Below are 10,646 nucleotides of genomic sequence, written 5' to 3' on the forward strand. Positions count from 1 at the left end.
CCCTCCACAACTACTACAGCTATCCTAATGCCACTCTTCAATTATAGAAAGTAACCGATCAATTGAACCTTCAATAACTGGGATTGTTGGTACAGCTGCTAAGAACTGTTTACCATAGGATGTTGTTGTAAGACGGCGATCAAACACAAATATAATCCCTTTATCGCTTTTATGTCTTATTAATCTTCCAACCCCTTGTTTGAAGCGGAAAATAGCATCTGGTAATGCTAATTCTGTAAACGGATTACCACCATTAAAACGTATTTTTTCATTTTTTGCTGCTGAAATGGGATCATCAGGTGATGAAAAAGGTAGTCTAATGATACCAACGCTAGCTAACTCTTCTCCTACTAGATCAACCCCTTCCCAAAAACTTGAAGTTCCAAGTAAAATTGATTTGGATATTTCTTGAAACGTTTTGGAAAGCTTTGACCGGCTAGAACTGCTAGAACCTTGTGCTAAAATGACAAAGTCATCTAATTCAGTTTTCACCTTTAGTTGGCTATACATTTCTCTAACCATGTCATAAGAAGTAAATAACAGTAACATTCTACCTTGTAATTTGCTCGCAATTGCTACAATATGATTTGCTATGTTTGCTATATAATCTTCTGTAGAAGTCTCTTTTATAAGCGGAACATCATTTGGTATGCATAGTAGAGCCTGCTTCTCATATACAAAAGGCGATGGCACAAATTCAGTTAACGGGTAAAAGTCTTCAAGGCCCAGCTGGTTTATAATATGCTTAAATGACTCATGGGCATTTAAAGTAGCTGATGTTAAAATTACACTGTGCTTGTTAGAAAAAAACTCATCGGCTAATAGATCTGAAACATCAATTGGTTGTGTATATAGCTTTACCGCGTTTTGAGCCCCTTTCGTATCTGTTTCCATCCATGAAACTGACTCTTGATTATCAACTAATAATATTGATTCTAATACTTGTTGCGTATGATTAAACTTTTCTATAAAAGAAAAGAATAAATCGATTTCACGTTTATCATGGACGGATAATTTGTGTTCTATGGATTTAATGGCTGTAAATTGAGTTTGCATTGTACTCACAAGCTCAATCATTTGCATCCTTACTCTACTGACCAACTCAAGTGATGCATTCCACTCTCTACCATGTTCTTCACTAACATTAAATCTATATTGAGTTCGGTACGCTTGACCATCGTTGTTATTTTTAAGTATGATTGCTCGTAGCATTCTAAATAAATCATCAACTTCAGCCTTTAGGTTTTTAATTAGATGGTCGATAATCCGAAAAGAATCTACGTTTAAATGTTTGTCGCTAAATAAATGAAAAGCATTGGAAAGTAGACTAGGTTGGTCAAGTGAGCCAAGCTTTGCAAATAAAAAGACGAAGTAATTATAATTAATATAATCTCCAAAACATTCGCTAGCAATCCGCTCTAATTGATGAGCTTCATCAATAATTGCCACATCATATTTTGGTAATAAAGAACTGTGTTCAGCTTGTAAATCAGTCAACATTAGTGAGTGATTTGTAATGATAACATCTGCCTGGTGAGCTTCATTTCGTGCTTTATGATAAAATTCATAAGGCTTCCAAGGATTGTCATTGTTCAACAATGTATGCGAGTGTTCATTTATTTCGTCCCAAAATAACAAACCACCAGAGGTAAGATTCAGTTCATCTACATCACCTGTTGTTGTTTCTAACAACCAAACAAGTATTTGACATTTTGTCAAAATCACATCATAATTACTATCCAAATATGCTAAACTGCGTTCAAATTTCCACAAATTCATATAATGGCGCTTCCCTTTTAAGACAGCTACTTTCAGTGGCACATCTAACAAATTCCTCAATATCTTAATTTCATTGTCAACTAGCTGCTCTTGAAGTTGGACGGTATAAGTACTTATAATTACTGGCTTATTTTTAGTTATGGCAAAAAGAGCTGCTGGTAGTAAATATGCAAGTGTTTTACCAGAGCCAGTTCCAGCTTCAATGATGGCATGTTGATTCGTTTGCAATGCTTTATCAACAACATCCATCATATGTAGTTGACCTTCACGAAGCTCGAAATTTATAATATGCTTCTCCATTAATGATGGAAGATCATTTTTTAATTGTCGAAATGCTTGTTGTTGTAAGTTGCCACTCCGATTTAAATAACTGTGTGTTCTTAGCGCAAGCCCCCGGACGATGGTCAAACCCGTGTGTACTTCTTCTCCTAGCGAATGCTTATGTTCTATCACATGTGCAATAATTCCAATAACATCACTTTTCAAATAAACAGCATGCTTTTTTAACGCTTCTAATGTAACTAATGGAAGGGAGTTTAATTTATTAATTAGTTCCAAAAACAGTATAGCTGTCACTTCAGCGTCGCTGTCAGCACGATGAGGCTGCAGATGCTCAACTACAAAATCAGCCGATAGATCTGACAATTTGTAACTATCTTTAGTTGGATACAATATCCTAGCTAACTCAACGGTATCCAAGGATGGTATAGTTAATTCACTAAAGCCATGTGACTTTATTTCTTCTTGCAAAAAGTTTAAATCAAATGGGACGTTGTGAGCTACAAAATAAGAATTCTCAAGCATATTAATAATTATAGGTGCTATCTCGGTGAACATTGGAGCATCTGTTACCATTGAATTAGTAATACCAGTAAGTTCACTTATAAAAGCAGGAATTTCACGATTTGGATTTACAAAACTGGAAAAGCGGTCAATGATCTTTCCATCTTCAATGACCACAGCCGCAATTTGAATAATTTTGTCATTACTTTTAACTGCATTTCCTGTTGTTTCTAGATCTATAACTACGAAACGGGAGAACATCTATAACACCTCAATATTGTTCAAGGGTGATCCCTCTTTGAACAAAAACTTATTTATACATGAAAACCCTCATCAATAGAGGGTTTTATACTTACATAACCGTTCTCGCTGGCTCTTTGCCAATAAGTTCAGTTATCTGATTATTTTCATCCATAATTGCAATTTTTGGTTGATGTTCTGATAAATCAGCCTCACTAATCAATTTATACGAAATAATAATAACGATATCATCTTGCTGTACAAGCCTAGCCGCAGCGCCATTTAAACATATAACTCCACTACCTCTTTCACCTGGAATAATATATGTTTCTATTCTAGCTCCATTATTATTATTAACAATTTGAACTTTTTCATTTGCAATCATACCAACTGCGTCAAGAATGTCCTGATCAATTGTTATACTTCCAACATAATTTAAATTTGCCTCTGTTACTCGGGCGCGATGTATTTTTGCATTCATCATTGTACGGTACATTGTTATTCCTCCTTACAAACTTCCATAGTAATATTATCAATCAACCTTACCTCTGTAAACTTAACTGCGATTGCTATAATGATGTTGCCACTAATTTTAGATAAGGCAGTTAATTTAGGATAGGAATACAATTCTACATAATCAATATTTCCATCAGTATGTGTGTCAATATAATCAGTAATTAAGGCAATAATTGTATGTGGATCTTTTTCACCTAGCTTAATTCGTTCTGTAGCTAATTGTAAGCTTTTATATAAATATGGTGCTTGTTGTTTCTCTAATTTAGTTAGCCTGACATTTCGAGAACTTTTTGCTAAGCCGTTTGCTTCTCGAACAGTTTCAATGGGAACTAAATTAATTGGAAGATTAAAATCTTTAATTAAACCATCAACAACAGCAACCTGTTGTGCATCTTTCATACCGAAGTATACATTATCAGGGTTCACAATATTAAATAATTTGGTTAAGACAGTTGCTACTCCATCAAAATGTCCAGGTCTTGATTTTCCACAAAGAACATTGACACGCTCATTCACAACGACAGTAGTTGACATTGCTGAGTTATACATTTCATTTATATCAGGATAAAACAAGATGTCAACTTGCGCATCACTTGCCATTTTTTCATCTCTAACTATATCGCGTGGATATGAGTCAAAATCTTCATTTGGACCAAATTGCAAAGGGTTTACAAAGATGCTAGCCACAACTATATCATTTTGGGGACGAGCACTGTTCATTAAAGAGATATGTCCTTCGTGTAGAAATCCCATCGTTGGCACAAAACCTATACTCATGCCTTTTTGCCGATACTCTTTAATCATTTTTTGCATATCTAATATTTTTCTAATGATGATCATGCTTTAGCTCCCCCGTAAAGTGCTTCCAGTTCTTCTTCTTTCATATGGAAAGAATGCCCTTTTTCTGGGAATTTACGATCTTTCACTTCTGCAACAAAACCTTCTAAACCTGTTTTTATATCATTATTAATCTTAGTATATTGCTTTACAAACTTTGGTACTCTTTCAACCCCATAACCGATCACATCATGATAAACAAGTACCTGTCCGTCTGTCGTTTTTCCTGCACCAATACCAATTGTCGGTATGTCTATTACCTTCGTTACTTGCTCTGCCAATTGAGTAGGAATACATTCAAGCACTAATGCGATTGCCCCAGCTTGTTCACAGCTTTTAGCATCTTCAAGTAGTTGTTTAGCTGCCTGATGATCCTTCCCTTGTACTTTATATCCGCCTAAAATACCTACAGATTGAGGAGTCAATCCCAAATGAGCTACGACAGGAATATTACTTGATGTTAAAATTTTTATCATATCAAGTACATCACCTACTCCCTCAACCTTAACAGCATGAGCTCCAGCTTCCTGAATAATTCGTTGGGCATTTCTTAGCGTTTCCTCTTTGGAGATTTGATATGACATGAATGGCATATCCGTAACGATAAAAGTATCTTGTGCACCACGCTTAACTGCTTTCGTATGATGGACCATATCATCAACTGTCACAGGGATAGTTGATTCATAACCTAAAACGACCATACCTAAAGAATCTCCCACTAAAATCATGTCAACGTTTGCTTCCTCAGCGTGCTTAGCAGATGGATAATCATATGCAGTTAGCATAACAATCGGATCATTCTCTTGCTTCATTTGTAAAAAATTTGGTACTTGTTTCACGTTTTTCCCTCCTTTTTTAGAGGGCATGAGTAACCGGTTAGTTCGTATTAAAAAATCCCTCAGTCTCAAAAAACATGAGAAAGAAGGATATAATTCACATCATCGGTTTGCTTCATCCCTCTGTCCCAGTCCATATGTTGGATCAAGGCAGACTAGCTATATACATATTTAAACTAATTGAATAAGGTATAGTTCTCATCAGGATACTACCCTCATGCAAAATTATACAAAATTGTTGTCCTTTTTTCCAGCAAAACTTTACAATATGTACTTAGTGTAAAGAAAGGTTTCTTTACTATTAATCGTTGTCATTACTACAAGGAACTTAACACCTTTGTCCATAGATCTATAAAATGATGATCAGGTGAATAAAAAACAAGTAAACGAAAGAATTCATTTATTTATTACATAATAGATATATCAGCTGAATGAATATAATGTATGTTATCCATTTCATCCTTCATCATAAGTACACCTTCATCTGTAATACCCAAAGCTTCACCTTTCTTCGTTTCATTTAACGTTGTTACTACAATATTTTTACCAATACTTACTGCATAACTTTCCCATAACAGCTTAACGAATAAAAAACCGTGTTTTAAGTATTCAAAATACAACTTTTCAAATTTTAATAGGATGTGTTGAATCAATTCAGAACGATTAAGTTTATTCCCTGTTTCTATCGCTAATGATGTGGCAGTTTTGTCAATCCCTTCAGGAAAATCACTTGTTTGTTGATTGACATTAATTCCAACACCAATGATAACAGAATGAATACACTCTGGCTCAGCTTGAAGTTCTGTTAATACACCCACAACCTTTTTACCATTCACTAAAATGTCATTAGGCCACTTAATTTTAGGCGACAAATGAGTAAGTTCTTCAATACCTTGTGCAACAGCTACAGCTGTGAGTAATGTAAGCTGAGGCGCTTGTTGAGGAGGAATATTAGGTCTGACTATTAAACTCATCCAAATCCCTGTCCCCTCTGGAGAGAACCAAGATCTATTCAGTCTCCCTCGACCTTCTGTTTGCTCTTCAGCTAGAACGATCGTCCCTTCCTTTACACCTTCATGTGCAAGTGTGTGAGCAACCCTTTGTGTTGACGTAACTTTCTCATGAAAATGCACGTTCCTACCCATCACTTTTGTTTGTAAACCAAGCTGTATTTCGTTACTTGAGATCTTATTAGGTTTTTTGGTAATTCTGTAGCCTTTTCGACGGACTGCCTCTAGCTCATACCCTTCGTTACGTAAATCTTCAATATGTTTCCAAACGGCCGTTCGACTGCACCCAAGTAGTTCACTTATTTTTTGCCCTGATATAAATTCATCTCCAGCACCTGTGAAAGCTTCTAACAATTGTTTTCTAGTTTCAGATTGCAATGTAACAGCCACTCCTTTATGTTCTCTACTTCATTTTCAACATCTCCATTGACAATTGCCATCTCAATGTTGTTAATATATTCTTTTAACCATGGACCAGGTTTTTTATTAAACCAAGCTTGTAGGTCATTTCCATTAACAACTAACTCCTTGCGAGAAATGATTGGTAAACTAACGTACATTTTTTTTATATTATGTAGCCTTTCTGTACCATCATTTTGATGAACAACAGCTCTTATACGTTCAATTTGTTCTGCATGTTCTAGGCCACATTGATAGAGTGTAGTCTTTGTCCATTCTGATGCTAATAACATGTTAAAATACCGTATGTTTATTTCTACGCTTCTAATTAACTTTACAGGTAATTTCCATGACCGCAAAAACTTTCCTGGTGTCTCCATTTTTAATAACATTGTGAATAAAGTCCAAAACTCTTCGTTTTGTTGAAGTGAGTGCCATTTATAGTTTGCCAGCTGTTCAAATTCGATTTGTTTATTCGCACAATGAGGCAAATATTTATAAATTTTAAGTTCAGCCAGTAATTGAAAAGCTATGTGACTATTATTTCCTCTCATAATTTTTTCAAACTCAGCTGTAATTCTTTCAACAGAAATATGTTTTAATATATTGTTACACCGGCTTATCCCAGCTTTCGTATCATCACTTAAGACAAAGGACAGTTGACTAACAAAGCGTATAGCTCTTAACATCCGTAAGCCATCTTCATAAAATCGTTCTGTTGCGTCACCTACACAACGAATCATCTGTTTTTGTATATCAGCTTGACCATCAAAAGGATCAATTAAGGCTCCAGAGCCTGTCATTGCAATTGCATTAATTGTAAAATCACGCCTCTGTAAATCTTCCGAAAGAGAGCTAATAAATGTAACGTCCTTAGGACGTCGATGCTCCTCATAATCCCCTTCATTTCGAAATGTAGTTACTTCAAATGATTCACCTTTGTGAAGAACTACGACTGTACCGTGACGGATACCCACATCAATTGTCTTCGGAAACAGCTTTATAACTTGTTGTGGTAACGCTGAAGTTGCAATATCAACGTCACCTATTTCACGATGCAGTAGCATATCTCTAACTGCTCCCCCAACAAAATATGCTTCGAATCCTGCCTGCTGTATTGTTTGGATAATAAATGTGGGTAGCTCAAACGGATCATGTAACATAAGATATCTCCTTTTATTAAACCTTCATGATTCTATATGTTAAAAACATCAAACTCCTCAATTAGCTTGAACTAAATGAGTGAGAGCACAACTTAATGTTTAGGATAAATTTAAACTTAAAGACAAGATGTTTTGCATCGTTTTATAAATGGACAGTCATTGCATTCATTACTGCTTATATAATTATCAAATAAAAACGTATGAACATAAATGTTACTGTCCCAAATTAGTATCAACCTCAAACAAAGTTTATTAAAAGAGCCGTTGTAAAAGGCTGTTTTCGCATTCATTGTTGTTTTTCTTACTAAGAACGAAACACGTACACAGCTAGAGTACGTGGCATCTTTCGCTTCTGTTCAACAATGACTAACCATGTTAAATGACTTTTTAGTATTAATTAGATAACAATATTAACAAAGTTTACGAAAAGAGCCTTTGTAAAAATATCATAGCAGTTTTATGAAAAGAATCTTATTTAACAATGTCGACCCTACGGTTTAGTAAAGTAAAATATAAGCGTTCATATTGTTCAACTATTTTTGTGGAATGAAACTTTTCTTTTACAGTTGTAACAGCTGCTTCAGACATTTGTTTGTGTAATTGATCATCTGTCAGAATTTGCACTGCTTTCTTCGCAACATCTTCAATATCTCCAACCTGACTAATGTAGCCATTTTCTCCAGGAGTGATTACTTCTGGAATTCCACCAATATTTGTACCAATACCTGGCACACCACAAGCGAATGCCTCAAGTAATACAAGACCGAAACTTTCCTTTTCAGACAATAATAGAGTTAAATCACTTATTGAGTATAACTCCTCAACATTTTCTTGTTTACCTAAAAAAAGTACTTTATCAGTTAATTGTAAATCGTTTACTAATTTACAAACAACTGTTACCTCAGGGCCATCCCCGATTAGCAGCAGTTTAGACTTTACTTGTTTTGCAATGATATTGAATGCTTTTACAACATCAGTGACTCTTTTTACCTGACGAAAATTCGATACATGAATAATAACTTTATCTTCTTCGTCTATACCATACTCACCTTTTAGATTTTGAACAGCTTCTTTTTTAGAATAAACACGCTCATCAACAAAATTATAAACAGTAGAAATTTCTTTCTTAACATCAAGTAAGTCATACGTTTGCTCAACAAGAGAATTAGAAACAGCTGTTACAACATCTGAATTTTCGATTCCAAATTTGATCATATCACTCAATGATGGGTCATAGCCAAGAACTGTAATATCAGTACCGTGTAATGTTGTTACAATTTTCAGCTTTTCGTCTCCAACCATTTGCTTAGCTAAATAAGCACAAACAGCATGAGGTATAGCATAATGAACATGTAATAAGTCCAGTTTTTCACGTTTCGCCACTTCTGCCATTTTTGACGCTAATGAAAGGTCATAGGGAGCATATTTAAAAACAGAATATTGGTTGATTTCTACCTCATGATAATAAATATTACAATACAACTTGTTGAGCCTAAATGGCATACTTGATGAAATAAAGTGAATTTCATGGCCTCTTTCTGCTAACATTTTACCTAGCTCAGTTGCAATAACACCCGACCCTCCCACTGAGGGGTAACAAGTGATACCAATTTTCATCTTCATTTACACTCTCCTAACAAATCATGTTTCATAAGCAAAGGCTTTTTACTAATAAACCCTTCTGCATAATCAACGCCAACCTCTTTGCCAAATAATCTTTCTCTACTTTTTACTGTCTCTATGTACCCATTAGTTAATGGAGTATCAATTGAATCATTTACCTTCGTAAATTGACTTTTATATGCTCTTAAACTATTTAGCTTTTGTTCTATAGTTTGAGATATATCAATGACAAAAGTAGGCTTATGAAAGCCATTGATCATATAAAAATATATTGATGATACTTTATGTGCTGCTAAGCGTTTGTTATCTTCGTAGTTCTTAATTCCAGCAGAAAATACTGCTTCCTCTACAAGGTGCGCGCAATTCCCATGATCCGGATGCCGATCCTCAAAATAAGGTGCAAAAACAATATTAGGTCGATAGAAGCGAATCTTCTCAACAATTAACTTTATATATTCTTCTTTTTTGAATAAACCACGATCCGGAAGTTGTAAATTTAATCGTTCACTAATAGATAGTATCGCAGATGCCTTCATAGCCTCTTGCTTTCTAATCTCAACTGTTCCGTTTGAAGATAACTCGGCTTCTGTTAAATCACATATGCCAATTTTGAATCCTTTATTAGTATATTTGGCAATCGTGCCACCCATGCCAATTTCTACATCATCAGCATGAGCACCGAATGCAAGCATATCTAGTTTCATGTCTGTTCACCTTGTTGTTCGTGAATAATTGAGCGCCATTGGAATTCTCCTCGTTCTAGGCCTTTGACTAGTATCTCAGCTGTTCCCATATTTGTTGCTAATGGAATCGCGTACACATCACAAAGTCTTATTAAAGCAGATACGTCTGGCTCATGAGGTTGGGGAGTTAAAGGGTCACGAAAAAATAAAACCATATCCATTTTATTGTTTGCTACCATCGCTCCAATTTCTTGGTCACCCCCAAGTGGACCTGATTGAAAGCGGTGGATCTTCAAGTTAGTAGCTTCAGAAATTTTTTGTCCCGTCGTACCAGTCGCATAAAGTTCATGCTGTTCCAAAGTAGATAAATAAGCTGTTGCGAATTGAATTAAATCATTTTTCTTTTTATCATGGGCTACAAGTGCTATTTTCATCTTGCTCCTCCATTATGCAATAATATTTTCTAAGCCATATACTAAATGATCAAGTTTCATAACAGTTTCAATTGAAATTTTCACACCTGTCATGAATGATTCTCTATTATATGAATCATGGCGAATTGTTAAGGTTTGTCCATTTCCACCAAATAATACTTGCTGATGTGCTATCAAACCAGGGAGCCGCACACTATGTATATGCATCCCATCAATATTAGCTCCTCTAGCACCTGTTACTGCCTCATGTTCATCAGGATGCCCTTGTTGTTTTGCCTCTCTCTCCGCTGATATCAATTGTGCCGTTTTTATAGCCGTACCAGAGGGAGCATCTAATTTCCGA

At 35.3% G+C, this 10,646-nt stretch carries 10 protein-coding genes; all 10 read right to left on the minus strand.

What is annotated here, in order from left to right; genetic code table 11:
- Positions 1-24: 24 nt before the first annotated feature.
- Positions 25-2,823: an ATP-dependent DNA helicase DinG gene (gene dinG, locus JM172_RS06350; RefSeq protein WP_214481262.1), complete on the minus strand. Its 2,799-nt coding sequence runs from the start codon at positions 2,821-2,823 to the stop codon at positions 25-27.
- Positions 2,824-2,914: 91 nt separating this feature from the next.
- Positions 2,915-3,298: an aspartate 1-decarboxylase gene (gene panD, locus JM172_RS06355; RefSeq protein ID WP_214481263.1), complete on the minus strand. Its 384-nt coding sequence runs from the start codon at positions 3,296-3,298 to the stop codon at positions 2,915-2,917.
- 2 nt (positions 3,299-3,300) lie between these two features.
- A complete protein-coding gene (panC, locus tag JM172_RS06360) occupies positions 3,301-4,158 on the minus strand; it encodes a pantoate--beta-alanine ligase (protein WP_214481264.1) in 858 nt (285 codons plus the stop codon).
- Positions 4,155-4,994 carry a 3-methyl-2-oxobutanoate hydroxymethyltransferase gene (panB, locus tag JM172_RS06365; RefSeq protein ID WP_214481265.1) on the minus strand — a complete coding sequence of 280 codons (840 nt, stop codon included), beginning with the start codon at positions 4,992-4,994 and terminating at the stop codon, positions 4,155-4,157. Before panB ends, panC begins: the two co-directional genes overlap by 4 nt.
- 404 nt (positions 4,995-5,398) lie before the next feature.
- Positions 5,399-6,391: a biotin--[acetyl-CoA-carboxylase] ligase gene (locus JM172_RS06370; protein WP_214481266.1), complete on the minus strand. Its 993-nt coding sequence runs from the start codon at positions 6,389-6,391 to the stop codon at positions 5,399-5,401.
- On the minus strand, positions 6,349-7,563 hold the full coding sequence (locus tag JM172_RS06375; RefSeq protein ID WP_214481267.1) for a CCA tRNA nucleotidyltransferase: 1,215 nt from the start codon (positions 7,561-7,563) through the stop codon (positions 6,349-6,351). Before JM172_RS06375 ends, JM172_RS06370 begins: the two co-directional genes overlap by 43 nt.
- Positions 7,564-8,034: 471 nt before the next feature.
- Positions 8,035-9,186: an N-acetyl-alpha-D-glucosaminyl L-malate synthase BshA gene (gene bshA, locus JM172_RS06380; RefSeq protein ID WP_214481268.1), complete on the minus strand. Its 1,152-nt coding sequence runs from the start codon at positions 9,184-9,186 to the stop codon at positions 8,035-8,037.
- Entirely contained in the window at positions 9,183-9,890 is a 708-nt protein-coding gene (gene bshB1 / locus JM172_RS06385) for a bacillithiol biosynthesis deacetylase BshB1 (protein WP_214481269.1), read from the minus strand. Before bshB1 ends, bshA begins: the two co-directional genes overlap by 4 nt.
- A complete protein-coding gene (gene mgsA, locus JM172_RS06390; protein WP_214481270.1) occupies positions 9,887-10,303 on the minus strand; it encodes a methylglyoxal synthase in 417 nt (138 codons plus the stop codon). The genes bshB1 and mgsA overlap by 4 nt, the downstream gene beginning before the upstream one ends.
- Before the next feature lie 12 nt (positions 10,304-10,315).
- Positions 10,316-10,646, minus strand: a 331-nt coding sequence (locus tag JM172_RS24700; RefSeq protein WP_284730434.1) for a 4-hydroxy-tetrahydrodipicolinate reductase, incomplete at its 5' end; no start/stop codon positions are given.

Origin of the sequence: Bacillus sp. SM2101 (assembly GCF_018588585.1) — a bacterium.
Classification (GTDB): domain Bacteria; phylum Bacillota; class Bacilli; order Bacillales; family SM2101; genus Nanhaiella; species Nanhaiella sioensis.

Bases quoted from the DNA above. Each gene is read 5' to 3' on its own strand.
- dinG (WP_214481262.1), bottom strand. From the start codon at position 2,823: ATGTTCTCCCGTTTCGTAGTTATAGATCTAGAAACAACAGGAAATGCA.
- panD (WP_214481263.1), bottom strand. From the start codon at position 3,298: ATGTACCGTACAATGATGAATGCAAAAATACATCGCGCCCGAGTAACA.
- panC (WP_214481264.1), bottom strand. From the start codon at position 4,158: ATGATCATCATTAGAAAAATATTAGATATGCAAAAAATGATTAAAGAG.
- JM172_RS06375 (WP_214481267.1), bottom strand. From the start codon at position 7,563: ATGTTACATGATCCGTTTGAGCTACCCACATTTATTATCCAAACAATA.
- bshA (WP_214481268.1), bottom strand. From the start codon at position 9,186: ATGAAGATGAAAATTGGTATCACTTGTTACCCCTCAGTGGGAGGGTCG.
- bshB1 (WP_214481269.1), bottom strand. From the start codon at position 9,890: ATGAAACTAGATATGCTTGCATTCGGTGCTCATGCTGATGATGTAGAA.
- mgsA (WP_214481270.1), bottom strand. From the start codon at position 10,303: ATGAAAATAGCACTTGTAGCCCATGATAAAAAGAAAAATGATTTAATT.